The sequence below is a fragment of the Dyella sp. OK004 genome (assembly GCF_900114495.1).
GTDB lineage: Bacteria > Pseudomonadota > Gammaproteobacteria > Xanthomonadales > Rhodanobacteraceae > Dyella_D.
Window position 1 is genome coordinate 1,262,647 of the sequence record NZ_FOZI01000002.1, and the last position, 13,810, is coordinate 1,276,456.

Sequence of the window (13,810 nt, forward strand, 5' to 3'; positions counted from 1 at the left end):
CTTTCTCTTTGCTGGCCCAAAGAGAAAGTAACCAAAGAGAAATGGCCTGAAAGCGGGCGGTGTGCTTTGTAGCTGCGCCCTTTCCAGTGTCAGACGTCGGGATGGTTTCCTCCGGTCCGCCCGTCAAGACAATCAAATCGGGCCCTGCTGGATATGGCTCATATCCACCAGCTCTTCCACTGCGCCGTTGATATAGAGCCGCTTATTCAGGCGCGGATAGTCGCAGACGTCCTGCGCCAGCCGCTGCCCCGCGACCAGCAGCACCAGTGGCTCGGTCCCAGTATTGGTCACGGTATGCGCCGGGCCGCCCCGGGCGAAGCCCAGGAAATCGCCGGCACCGAGATCGTAATGCTGCTCATCGATCACCGCCTCGCCGCGACCCGACAACACATAGACGCATTCTTCCTCGTAAAGATGCCGGTGATACTCAGCCGCGTCGTGGCCCGGCATCAGCGTCACCATCAGAAAACCGAACTGCGTAAGGCCGGTAGCATCGCCCAGGTTTTTCTTCAGACGTACCGCGTTCGGGTTGAGGGTGTGCACCGAATGTTGCACCGGCATGACCTCAATCTCGGCGGCCTTCAACAATTCACGCGGCTTGCTCATTACCTTCTCTCCTTGGGCACACCACAACACGGCACACCCGAGTATCCTGCGCAGGCCGCAGCGCGGCAATCGCGTACTTGCCTGCATGGAGTTCCAGATGCGCGGGAAGACACTCCTCTACGTCAGCGCCTTGCTGATCAGTACGAGCGCATGGGCGCAATCCGCCAGCGATGCACAAAGACAAGCTTCTCCCGTGGACGCGGTGCGCCTGCAGACGGTGACTGTCACCGGCATCCAGCCTGGCCCCGGTCTGTGGAAAGTCAGCCGGGGTGAACACGTGCTGTGGGTGCTCGGCACACTGACGCCACTGCCCAAACATATGAAATGGCGCTCGACCCAGGTGGAACAGGTCATCGCGCAATCGCAGGAGCTGCTCGAACCGCCCACGGCCGAACTGAGGATGCATGAAGGCCTGTTCAACCGGCTGAACGTGCAGTCCTCCTCTTTCAATTCGCGCAAGAATCCGGACGGTGCCAGTCTGCAGCAGCTGCTGCCGCCAGAGACGTTCACGCGCTGGCAAACCTTGAAACAGCAGTACATCGGCAGCAGCAGTGGTATCGAGTACTGGCGGCCGATTCTGGTCACCGTGAAGCTGCGTGAGAAGGCGCTGGACACGGCCAAGCTCACTGACACCAGCGACGTGATCGACACCGTGACCCGACTGGCGCGCAAACACGACGTCCGCCTGACGCCGGTCAAATACGAGATGATGGTGGGCTCCGCCGTCGACGCGGCAGAAACACAGCGCCAGATCACCCAGCGCGATATCGCCTGCCTCGACCAGACCATGCAAAGCATCGAGCACGATCTCGACACGCTGACGGTGCGCGCCAACGCCTGGGCCACCGGCGATATGGTCACCTTGCGCAAGCTGGCGCCGGGCAACCGCTACGACTCCTGCGTCGTGCCGGTCGCCAACGCCGATTTCGCCCAGCGGCTCGGCCTGCACAATCTGCCCGAGCGCATGGAAGGCGCTTGGCTGTGGGCCGCGCAAACTGCGCTCACACACAACGCGCAGACATTCGCGCTGCTTCCGATGGAGCAAGTGCTGGCGCCGGATGGCCTAGTCGGCAAGCTCAAGGCTCAGGGCTATGCGGTGCAGGCACCGGATGAGCTTGAGTAGCAGGTCGTCGCGCTAAGCCGGCGCATCCGGCGCCGGTTCGAACGGTGGTGCGTAGGCGATGCGGTCGCGGCCGCTGTGCTTGGCTTCGTACAAGGCTTCGTCGGCACGTGCCACCAGATCGGTCGCGATCTGGTCCCCGCTTATCGCCGAAACGGCCAGACCAACGCTGGCCGTGACGATACTGAATGGGCTGTCGGCGTTGACGATAGCCAGGCCGCGCACAGTCTCGCGAACCTGCATCGCCACCGTGGTAGCACCGTCCAGATCGGTGTCCGGCAGCAGCAGCGCAAACTCCTCGCCGCCGTAACGCGCCAGCAGATCCGTGGAGCGGCGGCGCAGCTTATGCAATTCCGCAGCCAATGCCTGCAGGCATCGATCGCCCACAAGGTGACCGTAGCGATCGTTGATGCGCTTGAAGTAGTCGATGTCGACCATCAAGAGAGAGAGCGGCTGACCGGTACGCAAGGCGCGCGCGTATTCACGCTGCAGCGCGTTATCGAAACCGCGGCGATTCAAGGCACCGGTCAGGCCGTCTTCCCAGGCCATGCTTTCCAGTGCGGCGCGGTCGTGACGCAGCGCATCTTCCGAAGCGATATGGCGTGCCTGCGTCAGCGTGCTGCGTAGCCCGTAGCCCACCAGGGCCACCACTACGCCGCCCACACCAAGATAAAAGTGATTGCGCAGCAGGAACAGCGCAATCAGCAGCACCGCGAGCGCCAGCATCAGCGGGCTGCCGCTATGGATGATGCGGACCAGACGCGGGCGGCGGACCAGCGGCGGAATGACACAGCGCCAACCCAGCGCCGCCAGCAGCAGGAACGGCACCTCGATCACCCACAGCGTGCGATAGCCGCCGATGCGCGACGCTTCCAGCGCCAGCACGTGATTGAAATACAGCGCGGCGAACAGGTAGGCCACGGTGTAAATCGCCAGCACCCCGAACAGCCGGCCTTCGCGGTGTCCTTTTGCGGCGAGGTAGCGCAAGACGCAACAGAACGCGAGAAACAGATTCTCGAGATCGAACATCCACACCACCTGCCGTGCATGGTCGGTATCCGCTGCGCCCTGCAAGGTAGTCAGCGAAAACACATACACGTAGAACAGATAACCGAGCGCCATGGCCATGGCGGCGTCGATCACGCGCACAACCTTCGACTGACGTTCTTCGTTGGCGCCGGAGGCCGCATAGGTAATCGGCACGCCGTACTGGATATACACCAGCATGATCGCGCCCGGCGTGAGGTTATGGCTGTCGAGCACCAGCTCCGATGCCGCGCTCATCGCCATGCCCAGCGTCCACAGCAGCATGCTGGCCGCTACCAGAACCCATCCCTTGTGGAGCGCGAACCCATCGAGCAGGCATCGCCGCAGCATCACCAGCGTCGCCAGCAGCGGCGCGGCGATCATGAAGGGGTAGGACAGGGTCATATCGTTTTGCGGAAACAGCGCTACAACCAGCACGTGCAGTGCCAGGAACGCTAAAGCGAGAGCCAGCTCGATCTTCGGCAGTGGCATGCTCACATCCGCGATAACCGGGCCAGCCTCCTTGGCTGGCCCGCTGTGGCACAGCTTGGGAAATCGCCCGTTCAAAAGCAAGGACGCCACCCGCATTCCGGCAAGATGGCATGCGCCGCGTTGACGGCCCGGGTACCGCTCGGCGAGACTCGCCGCACATCGGCCCGAGGGGTGCTGCGACGGACCTGTTCCGCCACGCTCGGCCCGGATCCATCCAGACAAGGGCGCCCTCCAGCATTGGAGGTTTCAGCATGTCCGCACCTATCACCCATCGCCTCGCCATCGCCACGTCCGACCTGGTTCCTGGCATCCACCCGGACGACGCCCATCTCGCCGCCACCCTGCGCCAGCTTGGCATCGAACCCACCGCCTGCGTGTGGAACGATCCTGCCGTGGACTGGGCCGCCTTTGACGCCGTCTTGCTGCGTTCGACCTGGGACTACTTCCAGCACTACGCCGCCTTCACCCGCTGGCTGGACCGGCTGCCCGTCCCCACCATCAACGACAAACCGCTGGTGCGCTGGAACAGCGACAAGCGCTACCTGCTCGACCTGGCGGCGCAGGGCGTCGACATCATTCCCACTCAGATCGTGCCCGCGAAGGATCTGCCTCACTTCCTGTCCGTGCGGCGTGGACAGGAAGTGGTGGTCAAACCCACTGTCAGCGGCACCGCCTGGCACACCGCGCGCGGCGCCGTCGGCGAAGCAAGTTTCGAGCAAGCCATCGCGCAACTCCCGCTGGCGTTCGACTACCTGGTGCAGCCCTTCCTGCACGAAGTGGTCAGCGATGGCGAATGGTCGCTGCTGTTCTTCGGCGGCGCCTACAGTCACGCCGTGATCAAGCGCCCCGCGGCTGGCGACTACCGCGTGCAATCAGACTTCGGCGGCACCGCCGATCTGATCGAACCCGATGCGGCATTGATCGCCAGCGCGCAACGCGCCCTCGCTGCCACGGCGGCACTCGGCCATACCGAGATCGCCTATGCGCGCGTGGATGGCGTCGTGGTGGACGGCAGCTTCCTGCTGATGGAATTGGAAATGATCGAGCCCTTCCTGCATCTGGAAGTACAGCCGAAGGCAGCGGAACGTTTTGCCGCACACGTGAAGCAGCGACTGACGGCGTGATCAGGCGACGCGCGGCGACGCCCTTTGTTGCCAACCCGTGACGTCGCCGCGCAACTCACGAAATTTTTCCGCGCACATCGCAGAACCACGAAGCCAGCACTCATTTTCATCGACCGTTGACGCCGGCGCACCGCGGGGAGCGTAGAAGGTCGCCTGCGAACCGGCCGAGATGGAAACGGCCGGTTCGTCGTTGCCGGAACAAGCCAATCATTGACTCGCTCATGCGAGCACCACATCAAGCCTCCCGGCGGCCTGGTGCGGTACGTCTGTGTCCAGAGACGTGGCGCGAATTCGGCGCGGATCGAGCGGCAGTTTGAGAGCTTTTGAAGTTTCGCTACCCCACTCTCAGCCATAGGACACGATGATGAAACGTCGACTTTTGTCGTGCCTGCTTTGCGCAGGCGCTTTCGCAGGTAGCGCGCTGGCGAGTTCGCTAACGCCGGGAACGCTGTTGACGGTGGACCAGACGGCAGGCACCCAGCATCTGGGTTCGCTGTTCACGGTCAACCAGAGCAACGGCCAACGCATCGTCTTCAGCGACTTCAACGACGCGTCACAAGGCGTGACCGGCATTGATCCCAACGGTGTCGCCTGGCTGCCGGCCCAGCTATTGGGCCTGATCCCCGGCTCGGTGCTGGTGACGGACGGCAGCGGCGGTACCGATGAGCACGGTGCGCTCTATAGCATTGATCCATCCACCGGACACCGCTCGGTATTCAGTGATTTTGGCAACGGTGTGCAGGGGCCGCTCGGCCTGTATCCGGTGAGCGTGCTTGCCGTACCGCCAGGCCTGCTGAGCTGGAGCGGTGTCCTGGTGTGCGACCCCTATGTCGGCACCAACGGACAGGGCGCGCTGTTCTCTGTAGACGCCAATGGCAATCGCACCATCCTCATCGATTTCGGCGACGGCAACGGTCCGCAAGGCACCTACCCCGACAGCATGGCGATGTACGGCGGACTGCTCGGCCTTGGCCGCACCGTGCTGGTGGCCGACGGCAGTGCCGGCACCAACCAGCATGGCGCGCTCTTCCGTGTCGACCCGTTGGGAAAGACCCGCGCCGTGATCAGCGACTTCGGCGATAGCAGCGAAGGCTGGGTCGATTCGAATCCGTTGAGCACGCCGGTCGGTGTCGCGGTTTCTCCATCGAATCAGGTCTACGTGCTGGTCGATGAAGCGGGCACGGGCGGCGCCGGTGCCCTGGTACAGGTCAACCCGACGACCGGCTATCGCACGTTGGTGAGTGATTTTGGCGACACCTCGCAAGGCGCCACCGGAGCCAGTCCAACCGGCGTGACCTGGCTGGCCAGGTATGGCGGCCTGGGCGTCTCGGACAGCCTGGCTGGTACCGGCGGCAACGGCACGGTTTTTCTGGTCAATCCCGCCACGGGCGCGCGCACCACGCTGAGCGATTTCGGCAATACCGCGCAAGGTGCGGCAGGAGCCGAACCCAGCGGCCTAGCGGTGACCCAGTAATGCGACCACGCCATCCACTCTGCAAGGAATTCTCATGAAAACCGAACGCAAACATCGGACGCGCTTGTCCGCATGGCTGCTGAGCCTGGTGATCGTCAGCGGCGCCGTGTTCGCCCCTGCGGCGGCGGCGATGCAGATCTTCGTCAAAACCTTGACCGGCAAAACCATCACGCTCGAAGTCGAGCCTTCCGACACCATCGAGAACGCCAAGGCAAAAATCCAGGACAAGGAAGGTATACCGCCAGATCAGCAGCGGCTGATCTTCGCCGGCAAGCAGCTAGAAGACGGCAGAACGCTGTCCGACTACAACATCCAGAAGGAATCCACCTTGCATCTCGTGCTCAGGCTGCGAGGCGGCTGATCCCTGCTTGAATGACCGCGAAAGCCAGCACCATCGGCATGCTGCCCATGGTGCTGGCCTTTCCGTCAGCAGCGTCCGCTTATGGCAACCGCCGCCACACCACTTCGCCATGCGCTCCTTCAGCAGCGCCACTGGAAGGCTTGGCCACCACATAGCTCAGCTCATCCCCCTTAAGGGTGTAAGGCGCGCTGCCATCCTTGCCGTTCCAGTTCGGGAACGAAGCCTGCTCGATATGCGTATGCATCACGCTGCCGTCCGCGCTGACGCGGCCGAAGTGCGCGTTACTGTCCAGCGACGCCGCGCGGTATTCCTCCGGCGTGCCCTTCGACTTGTCGCCGGCAGCGAAGCCGCTGCGTTGGGCGCGGACCATCTGCATCATGTAATGCCCTTGCGCGTCGATGATCCACAACCCCTGCGGATGCGGCCCGTATAGCTCCACCCGCCGGCCATCCGGATAAACATTATCGACCCGCTCCAGGGTCCAGGCTCCGACCAGCGTGGCTGGCACCGGCATATCCGGTGCGGCATGCGCCATACCCGCCACCCATGCCAGGCCGCACAACATCAAGACCATCCGAAATCGCTGCATAAGGCTGTTCCCGTTCTGCCAAAGTGCGGACAGCGTAGTTCGCTATGATGCGGCGGTTGTACCGGCCAGCACGACTTTCAGTCATTACAAAATCACATGGCTCCCGTCCCCATGAAGACGCTCGATCTCGACGCCATCAAGGCCTTTGTGCTGACGGCGGAACTGCAGAGTTTCACGCGGGCGGCGCAGGCGCTCGACAGTACCCAATCCGCGGTGAGCCTCAAGCTGCGCCGGCTGGAGCAGCAGCTGGGCCGGCGCCTGCTGGAACGCACACCTCGCCAGGTGCGCCTTTCCTCCGAAGGCGCCGCCTTTCTCGAAGCCGCACGTGAACTGATCGGCGCCCACGAGCGCGCTATCGCCTCGTTCGAGGTCGAACAGCGCCGGCTGGTGATCGGCATCAGCCATCAACTGGTCAGCGCCGAACTGCCCGGCATGCTGCGCCGGATGAGCGAGCACGACCCCAACCTGCTGATCGAACTGCGCGCCGCCGGCTCCGTCGAGATCGCCGAGGCCTACGACGAAGGCAAGCTGGACGCCGCACTCGTCCTGCAACCCGCCGACAAGCGCCACAACGGCGAAAAGCTGTACGACGAAACCTTCGCCTGGATCGCCACCGCCGACTGGCAGCCGCGCAGTGGCCAGCCCCTGCCGCTATCCACTCAGGGTGCCTCTTGCAGCATCCGCAACGCCGCCGTGCGCACACTCGACCAGGCCGGCATCGCATGGACGGAAGTCTTCATCGGCAAAGGCGCCGCGATGGTCGGCGCTGCCGCCGCGGCCGGGCTCGCCATCGCCGTGCTGCCACGTCGCAGCGCACCGCCGCATACCATCGACGTGGGCGCGAACCTTTCACTGCCGACACTGCCCACGCACGAAGTGGTGTTATACAGCGCGCTGCACGACCGCCGTTCGCGCGCAGCGCTGGGGACATTGGCGGCAGCGTTCAGAAGCCTGGCGTAACGAGACGCGCCGCAAACGCCTGCGGGCCTTGTCCCGGTTTGCCGATCACCACCAGCAAACCGGGCATAGGTGGCGAGGACTCAGGCCTGCAAAGGACTGACGCCGGCACGAAGCTTGTTGATCTCCTCGACCGCCCAGGCTTCAAAGTCCGGACGCAGCAAGTCCATGGGCACCCAGATCGGATAGGTGATTTCATGGATGCCGAGATATTTCGCCCGGTGATGGACGTCGCACAACACCCATAGGTTGTGCTCCGAGTGATCCACCCACGACGTGATCTTCTTGGCATCAAAGGGTTTCTCGTACTGCCAGGTTTTATCGTTGGGATGGCGATGCGCCAGATTGGGACGCAAGATCTGATTGAAACGATCGACATCCACCGCGTTCTGCAACGCCCACTCGATCACATGATGATGCGTTTCCATCGCCTTCGCGCTGTAGCGATTGGCTTTCTTGTCACCCAGAGTGGAGTACTTCACGCCGCACACGAGGCAAGGCAGATCGAGTTCCACGCACAAGTGGTGATGGGTCTTGGTGTACTCGGGCGACTCGCGCCTCGGATCGTGGTCCGGATAGAACTGCAACTCATCGATGGTGTGATGCTGGATGTGCTGCTTGACGATCTTGTAGTTGGTCAGCTGGTCATGGAGACGCGTGATGTCTCCCTGAGCCAGTACCGCGCCTTCCTTGTTCCTGGGTGATTTGCTTGCTGTGCTGCGTTTCCGCGTAGCCATAGACGTTCTCTCTTTGCGAAAGAGCTCGTATCGGTTGACGCACCATCCTGCATGCGGCGTCTTGCCAATCGTCGGCAAGCACCCATGCACCACTGCCCGCGAGCCCGATCCGGGCAGTACCGTCGCCCACGTCCGGCGGCGACGCATAAGCGAACCAAAAGCGCCTCTCATGGCAGGAGACGGTTTCGATGCTTCATGTTCCGAAAGCTGTGCTACGAAATGATGTAGCGCTGACCTAGTGCACGTTCGCGAGAAGGCCGGCATTCATCCGGCGATGTCGATCGCAAGAAACGGATGTTACCCGCGCAAGCCATCTGCGACTTTCGCTCTCCCATTCAACAGCAATCGAATAGGAGCATGGCTTACATGGGACAGTTATCGAACAAAGTTGCGATTGTCACGGGCGCCAGTTCGGGCATCGGCTACGAAGCGGCCAGGTTATTCGCCAGGGAAGGAGCCAGCGTAGTCGTCGCCGCGCGGCGCCAGCTGGAACTTGACGCACTCGTGGCGGAGATCGAACGCGAAGGCGGCCACGCGGTAGCCATCGCCGGAGACGCAAGCCATGAATCGCTCGCCCACGCTCTGGTGGAAACCGCAGTCAACCGCTTCGGCGGCCTCGACATTGCCTTCAATAATGTTGGCTACACAGGCAATGCCGTGCCAGTCCCCGACATTGCCGTGGATGCGTGGCGCGAAACGCTGGAGATCAACCTGACCAGCGCCTTCCTTGGCGCCAAGTATCAGATCCCCGCGATGGTGGAGCGCGGCGGCGGCTCCATCATTTTCACGTCGACCTTTGTGGGCCACACCGTCGGTTTCCCTGGCATGGGCGCCTATGCGGCGAGCAAGGCCGGCTTGATCGGCCTGACCCAGGTCATCGCAGCAGAATTCGGCCTCAAGGGCGTTCGCGCCAACGCCCTGCTCCCCGGAGGCACTGATACCGCCATGGGCCGCGCTACCTTCGATACGCCGGAGGCGCGTACTTTCGTTGAAGGCCTGCATGCACTGAAGCGACTTGCACGCCCCGAAGAGATCGCACGATCCGCGCTCTATCTCGCCTCGGATGCCTCGAGCTTCATGACGGGATCCGCACTGCTGGTCGATGGCGGGGTGTCCATCACCCGGACCTGAAGAAAGGGGCTGTCGGCTTCAACTATTCGGCGGAGCTGCGATGGAGCGCAACTCCGCCCGCATCAGCGACCACTTCCGTCGCGGATCGGGATCAATGCCCGAACACCATGCGACTGATCAACGTCAGCCCCGCCAGGAACAGAAAGGCCGCCAGACACGCCACCAGCAACGTGAGCAGATAATTTCCCAGCGCACGCCAGATCGAGAAGCGCTGGACTTCAGCCAGACAGCGCGTGGTAGTCACGACGCACCATGCGTGCACGCCGAGCATGACCAGCACCAGAAGTACCCACAGAACCAACTCGAACCCTTTGGCGTCGTCGAGAGTGGAAGGAACCAGCTCACCGAACAGACTCAGCGGAAGCATCCACAGGTAAGGCACGCTGCCCCAGGCAAGCGCGGCGCGAACGGCAGGCACCTCGGCCTGGCCGCCTAGCTTGCGACCAATGAACCGGGCCAGCGGACTCAGCAAGGCGAGGAAAATCACACCTTTCACTGCACCCCTGATCCACTGGCTGGGATCGCTCCCGTCCTCAACAATCCCCGCGACAAGCCCGCAGATGGCGACTAGCCCATAGGCATGGGGATAGCTATCCGCCGCTGCCATGCGTGCCATGGTTTCGCGCGGATGCCACCAGATGGTAAGAAAGGGATTGGGCTGAACGGTCGCTGCGGAATCCGGCATGCGTAACCTTCCTTGTTCGCTCATCGTTGAAATCTTCGCTGATGTCGGACCTGCCGATCATCAACATCAGACTGAAAGCTTAGCGCCTCAAGCTTGGTTGCGGCACCCGACACATCGTCCTGGCATTTGAAGAGGTCAAACTCATGGCATTGAAATGCATCAATCCAGAGGGCATCGCCAAACCCGAAACGTACAGCCATGTAGTGGTGACCACTGGCAACCGCATGGTCTTCATCGCGGGACAGGTCGCGGAAGACAGCCAAGGCCATCTGGTGGGTCCCGGCGACATGACAGCCCAGGCGCACCAGGTATTCGCCAACATCGGGCTAGCACTCGCCGCAGCCGGCGCCAGGCCAGAGCACGTCACCAAACTGACCATCTTTGTTGCCGGCTACCAGCGTGAACACCTGGCCATGATCGAAGAAGGCCGCGTTGCATTATTTGGCGATCACAAGCCTACCGACACCCTGGTCGGCGTGGCTGCACTATCCCGATCCGATTACCTGCTGGAAGTGGACGCCATCGCTGTCGTCGATGATGCATAACGCCCTTGCCGCCACGCTGTCACCGGTAATGGAACCGGTGCACCCGGCTCCGTCGTTTCAAGTGACTTCGCTACCCAGCCGCACCTGGATGTCCAGCAAGGTAGCCAGCTCCCGCAAAGGCTCGTTATCGCGCGTCAGCGTGATCCAGCCGGCATACTGTCCTTCGTCTGTTTCCCATGCCCACAAGGTGTAGCCGTAAGGGGCCAGGCTGTCATAAGCCGTGGCGAACAGTGACGCGGCGTCGATGTCCTCATGGAAATCGTCATCGTCCGGGTCGCCATCCCACTCCACCGACAGATTCCAGCGCGAGACCAGCTCATCGATCGCCTGCACCAGTGTTCGCGTATCGTCAGCCTCCACCTGGAAACCCGAGCGCCAGTCGATCACCTGGCCTATTACGCGGATCGGCTCCACCTCATCCTCATCGGCCTGCGCCACCGCATCGCGATAAGCCGCGAACTGCTGCAGCGCGGTTTCCTCGTCGCCGGGGTTGATCAGCTGCAGGAGCTGCCACACGCGGGCCTCTACCGAATCATCGCCATCCTCGTCGTCGAAGGTATGCTCGGTATCGAAATCGTCGTCGGATGGGTTCATGGGGGCGCTACGAAGAGTGGGAAGCACATGATCGCGCTCGCGGCGTTCGTTGCAAAGCGCGGCCTGGACCAGAAGGGATCGCGTCCTTCCGCTGAAGTGGGATAAGCGAGCACGTTCCGTTGCCCGAACCTGCCATTTCAATACGCCGCCGCCATCTCCGCCAGCTTCAGCACAGTATTCATATTGCGCGCCGTGCCGTTCTTGGCGGCACCGATCTTGAGCTTGGAATCGGCCATGCCGTCGCCGTAGTAGACATAGACTTCGCGCTTACCCAGGCGGATCTGCTCGCTGTTCTGATGGGTGACGGTTTTCAGCGTATCGGCCGGCGGCGGCTCGTCCAGAAAGATGGCGACGGTGCGATTGCCCGGCATGTGCGGAAACGGATTGGCGTTGCCCACCTCAGCCATTTCCGCCGCAGTGCGCACCGCCACACCTACTGGCTTGCCGGCGTACAGCGCCAGGCGTTTCTCCAGCGTCGTCTTGAGTTGGGTGGCCGATTTCCGGCTGCGAAACACCACATTGCCGCTGGCGATGTAAGTGCGCACCTCTTCGAAGCCCACTTCCTCGCACATAGCCTTCAACTCAGCCATGGGCAGCTTGCCGGTGCCGCCGACATTCACAGCGCGCAACAGTGCTATGTAGACCGCCATACCTTCCCCCTTGGCGGCATCAGAGCCGCCACCCACGCGTCAACGTCACGCTGCCGTTGCAGCATGCGCCAGCGCGAAATCGATCGCCGCGCAGACCGCGGTCGCCTGTGCTTCATTGCATTGCTCGGGTGTCGCCCGGGGACTGTCCGGGTAAACCTCGGTGGTGGTGGTATAGCGTGCGGGGGTGACGCTTGCGCAGAGTCCGAGCTTCTTCAGCGGGTAGTTGATGACGCCCGGCGCAACCACCGGCGAGCCGATGATCTGGCCTTTGCTGTCGGCCGGAGCGATATGGGTGACCTTGGCCACCGCCGCGATCACCGCCTGCTGGAATGCCGGTTGCTGATTTTCGCTGTCGTCCACCACGTAGAAACCATCCGGAACTTCGCCGGGCTCGAACGCCATACCGTCACGCGCAGCCAGCGCCGGCCGGAACTCCGATTCATCGGTGTCGGTGGTCTCGTGCAGGTCGACATGCACCAGCACGCGATCGCGGAAGGGCGCAACCAGGCGCATGAGGGCTGCGGATTCCTGCGCCGGGCTGTTGTCGCGGAACGAGCGGTTCGGGTCGATCGCCTGCGGATTCCAGCGATGAATGCGCTCATAGGCCCAGGGGCTGATGCAGGGCGCGATCACGAAATTGACCTTGCCCGCGTAGGCGTCCGCATGCCGGTCGACAAACTGCAGCGCGCCGTGTACGCCACTGGTCTCGTAACCATGCACGCCACCCGTGACCAGCACGCAGGGCAGCGCCTCGTTCCAGTGACTGCTCTTGATCGCCACCAGCGGATAGCTATCAGGCGCGTAATCCAGCTGACCGTACTTCACCACGTCGAAGCGCGAGCGCAGCGCGTCCACCGCGCTCAATACATCTTTTGCGTAGCTGCGCTGTCGGGTCTGTCGCGCCAGCCACGCAGCCACCTCTGCAGGGCCCCAGGGTGTGCCGGGCGTACCGATGGGATAGGTGGCTTGGGTCGTCATGGCGTGGTTCGCTCCGCAGTGCAATCGGTTAAGGCGAGAAATGTAACACCGGCCGAAAGCGATGTATTCGCGCCGCTATGCGAAGCAACCGAAGACTCAGTTGCCGCCCTGATTCATATCCTTCAGGTAGTCCTGCAGATCCTTGGTGCGGGACGCGATGAGTCCGGCCTGGCATGACGGGTAGCTCAATACCTGTCCCTCGCGTCCCCAGTCACCGTTGGCATAGAACTTACAGGCCTTCTCCTTGAAGGAGACCCACAGACGCTGCTCTGCCAGCAGGTCTGTTTTTGTTTGGCCATTCACTTTGGCGAACAGGGTCTTCCAGGTGCTATTGAGCTTGTCGTCTTCGCGTTGCATCCATTGACCGCCGCATTGCGCCCAACTGGCATTGTCGGAGGATTTGTCGATGCACTTTTTGTACGTTTCATCCGCGGATGCGGTCGTCATGGTTCCCATAGAGAGAACCATCAATACGAAAGACCCCATCGAAAAGCGCTTCAGTGTCTTCATTGGCCTTCTCCTTGGTTGTCTACACTGTTTAAAGCTCTGGCACCTGCCAGCTGCGGCAAACTACCTCTGCTCTCTGCTGTCTGCAACGATGGCATTGCGAATGTTGGCGAGAGCCCATCGGCTTCACGATGGCCTCAGCAGACATTCGTTCTTGAGCAGATAGCCGAGACAACAAAAAAGCCGAGGGGATCGCTCCCCTCGGCTCGCTCTATATAGATAGCCACAGCTATC

Annotated in this window: 16 protein-coding genes and 1 riboswitch; of the genes, 7 read left to right on the forward strand and 9 right to left on the reverse strand. The window is 62.2% G+C overall.

Annotated elements, in window-relative coordinates; genetic code table 11:
* Window positions 1–132 precede the first annotated feature (132 nt).
* Window positions 133–606, reverse strand: coding sequence for a cupin domain-containing protein (locus tag BM338_RS12270; protein ID WP_090451138.1), 474 nt, complete (start codon window positions 604–606; stop codon window positions 133–135).
* A 97-nt stretch (window positions 607–703) separates the two neighbouring features.
* On the opposite strand from BM338_RS12270, the gene BM338_RS12275 reads away from it, so the two are divergent.
* The gene (locus tag BM338_RS12275; RefSeq protein ID WP_177229313.1) at window positions 704–1,729 is read left to right on the forward strand and encodes a TraB/GumN family protein; all 1,026 of its coding nucleotides are present in this window, start codon (window positions 704–706) and stop codon (window positions 1,727–1,729) included.
* 12 nt (window positions 1,730–1,741) lie between these two features.
* Here BM338_RS12275 and BM338_RS12280 read toward each other — a convergent pair whose 3' ends face one another.
* Window positions 1,742–3,244, reverse strand: coding sequence for a GGDEF domain-containing protein (locus tag BM338_RS12280; RefSeq protein ID WP_177229314.1), 1,503 nt, complete (start codon window positions 3,242–3,244; stop codon window positions 1,742–1,744).
* Window positions 3,245–3,404: 160 nt separating this feature from the next.
* Window positions 3,405–3,481, forward strand: a riboswitch (S-adenosyl-L-homocysteine riboswitch).
* Window positions 3,482–3,495: 14 nt separating this feature from the next.
* On the opposite strand from BM338_RS12280, the gene BM338_RS12285 reads away from it, so the two are divergent.
* From BM338_RS12285 to BM338_RS12295, 3 genes are all read left to right on the forward strand, one after another.
* Entirely contained in the window at window positions 3,496–4,368 is an 873-nt protein-coding gene (locus BM338_RS12285) for an ATP-grasp domain-containing protein (RefSeq protein WP_090451141.1), read from the forward strand.
* Between the two features lie 364 nt (window positions 4,369–4,732).
* On the forward strand, window positions 4,733–5,842 hold the full coding sequence (locus BM338_RS12290) for an NHL repeat-containing protein (RefSeq protein WP_143109289.1): 1,110 nt from the start codon (window positions 4,733–4,735) through the stop codon (window positions 5,840–5,842).
* A gap of 34 nt (window positions 5,843–5,876) precedes the next feature.
* A complete protein-coding gene (locus BM338_RS12295) occupies window positions 5,877–6,203 on the forward strand; it encodes a ubiquitin family protein (protein WP_218156333.1) in 327 nt (108 codons plus the stop codon).
* A gap of 79 nt (window positions 6,204–6,282) precedes the next feature.
* On the opposite strand, the gene BM338_RS12300 is transcribed toward BM338_RS12295, so the two are convergent.
* Window positions 6,283–6,792, reverse strand: coding sequence for a lipocalin-like domain-containing protein (locus BM338_RS12300; protein ID WP_090451143.1), 510 nt, complete (start codon window positions 6,790–6,792; stop codon window positions 6,283–6,285).
* Window positions 6,793–6,903: 111 nt separating this feature from the next.
* Here BM338_RS12300 and BM338_RS12305 point away from each other — a divergent pair, with 111 nt between their 5' ends.
* Window positions 6,904–7,752 (forward strand): LysR family transcriptional regulator, encoded by an 849-nt coding sequence (locus BM338_RS12305; protein ID WP_090451144.1) that lies wholly within the window; start codon window positions 6,904–6,906, stop codon window positions 7,750–7,752.
* A gap of 80 nt (window positions 7,753–7,832) precedes the next feature.
* Here the strand turns inward: BM338_RS12305 and BM338_RS12310 are convergent, their stop codons facing one another.
* Window positions 7,833–8,486, reverse strand: coding sequence for a hypothetical protein (locus BM338_RS12310; RefSeq protein WP_090451145.1), 654 nt, complete (start codon window positions 8,484–8,486; stop codon window positions 7,833–7,835).
* A 366-nt stretch (window positions 8,487–8,852) separates the two neighbouring features.
* On the opposite strand from BM338_RS12310, the gene BM338_RS12315 reads away from it, so the two are divergent.
* Window positions 8,853–9,617 carry an SDR family oxidoreductase gene (locus tag BM338_RS12315; RefSeq protein WP_090451283.1) on the forward strand — a complete coding sequence of 255 codons (765 nt, stop codon included), beginning with the start codon at window positions 8,853–8,855 and terminating at the stop codon, window positions 9,615–9,617.
* Between the two features lie 91 nt (window positions 9,618–9,708).
* On the opposite strand, the gene BM338_RS12320 is transcribed toward BM338_RS12315, so the two are convergent.
* The gene (locus tag BM338_RS12320; RefSeq protein WP_177229315.1) at window positions 9,709–10,302 is read right to left on the reverse strand and encodes a YIP1 family protein; all 594 of its coding nucleotides are present in this window, start codon (window positions 10,300–10,302) and stop codon (window positions 9,709–9,711) included.
* Between the two features lie 143 nt (window positions 10,303–10,445).
* Between BM338_RS12320 and BM338_RS12325 the strand changes: the two genes are divergently transcribed.
* The gene (locus BM338_RS12325; protein WP_090451147.1) at window positions 10,446–10,847 is read left to right on the forward strand and encodes a RidA family protein; all 402 of its coding nucleotides are present in this window, start codon (window positions 10,446–10,448) and stop codon (window positions 10,845–10,847) included.
* 57 nt (window positions 10,848–10,904) lie between these two features.
* Here BM338_RS12325 and BM338_RS12330 read toward each other — a convergent pair whose 3' ends face one another.
* From BM338_RS12330 to BM338_RS12345, 4 genes are all read right to left on the reverse strand, one after another.
* Complete coding sequence (locus BM338_RS12330) at window positions 10,905–11,441, reverse strand: DUF6630 family protein (protein ID WP_090451148.1); 537 nt, start codon at window positions 11,439–11,441, stop codon at window positions 10,905–10,907.
* 137 nt (window positions 11,442–11,578) lie between these two features.
* A complete protein-coding gene (locus BM338_RS12335; RefSeq protein ID WP_090451149.1) occupies window positions 11,579–12,091 on the reverse strand; it encodes a DUF1697 domain-containing protein in 513 nt (170 codons plus the stop codon).
* Between the two features lie 45 nt (window positions 12,092–12,136).
* Entirely contained in the window at window positions 12,137–13,069 is a 933-nt protein-coding gene (locus BM338_RS12340) for a M14 family metallopeptidase (RefSeq protein WP_090451150.1), read from the reverse strand.
* A gap of 96 nt (window positions 13,070–13,165) precedes the next feature.
* Window positions 13,166–13,579, reverse strand: a complete 414-nt coding sequence (locus BM338_RS12345) for a lysozyme inhibitor LprI family protein (RefSeq protein ID WP_218156334.1) — start codon at window positions 13,577–13,579, stop codon at window positions 13,166–13,168.
* Window positions 13,580–13,810 lie beyond the last annotated feature (231 nt).

Bases quoted from the DNA above. Each gene is read 5' to 3' on its own strand.
- BM338_RS12270 (WP_090451138.1), bottom strand. From the start codon at position 606: ATGAGCAAGCCGCGTGAATTGTTGAAGGCCGCCGAGATTGAGGTCATG.
- BM338_RS12275 (WP_177229313.1), top strand. From the start codon at position 704: ATGCGCGGGAAGACACTCCTCTACGTCAGCGCCTTGCTGATCAGTACG.
- BM338_RS12280 (WP_177229314.1), bottom strand. From the start codon at position 3,244: ATGCCACTGCCGAAGATCGAGCTGGCTCTCGCTTTAGCGTTCCTGGCA.
- BM338_RS12285 (WP_090451141.1), top strand. From the start codon at position 3,496: ATGTCCGCACCTATCACCCATCGCCTCGCCATCGCCACGTCCGACCTG.
- BM338_RS12290 (WP_143109289.1), top strand. From the start codon at position 4,733: ATGAAACGTCGACTTTTGTCGTGCCTGCTTTGCGCAGGCGCTTTCGCA.
- BM338_RS12295 (WP_218156333.1), top strand. From the start codon at position 5,877: ATGAAAACCGAACGCAAACATCGGACGCGCTTGTCCGCATGGCTGCTG.
- BM338_RS12300 (WP_090451143.1), bottom strand. From the start codon at position 6,792: ATGCAGCGATTTCGGATGGTCTTGATGTTGTGCGGCCTGGCATGGGTG.
- BM338_RS12305 (WP_090451144.1), top strand. From the start codon at position 6,904: ATGAAGACGCTCGATCTCGACGCCATCAAGGCCTTTGTGCTGACGGCG.
- BM338_RS12310 (WP_090451145.1), bottom strand. From the start codon at position 8,486: ATGGCTACGCGGAAACGCAGCACAGCAAGCAAATCACCCAGGAACAAG.
- BM338_RS12315 (WP_090451283.1), top strand. From the start codon at position 8,853: ATGGGACAGTTATCGAACAAAGTTGCGATTGTCACGGGCGCCAGTTCG.
- BM338_RS12320 (WP_177229315.1), bottom strand. From the start codon at position 10,302: ATGCCGGATTCCGCAGCGACCGTTCAGCCCAATCCCTTTCTTACCATC.
- BM338_RS12325 (WP_090451147.1), top strand. From the start codon at position 10,446: ATGGCATTGAAATGCATCAATCCAGAGGGCATCGCCAAACCCGAAACG.
- BM338_RS12330 (WP_090451148.1), bottom strand. From the start codon at position 11,441: ATGAACCCATCCGACGACGATTTCGATACCGAGCATACCTTCGACGAC.
- BM338_RS12335 (WP_090451149.1), bottom strand. From the start codon at position 12,091: ATGGCGGTCTACATAGCACTGTTGCGCGCTGTGAATGTCGGCGGCACC.
- BM338_RS12340 (WP_090451150.1), bottom strand. From the start codon at position 13,069: ATGACGACCCAAGCCACCTATCCCATCGGTACGCCCGGCACACCCTGG.
- BM338_RS12345 (WP_218156334.1), bottom strand. From the start codon at position 13,579: ATGAAGACACTGAAGCGCTTTTCGATGGGGTCTTTCGTATTGATGGTT.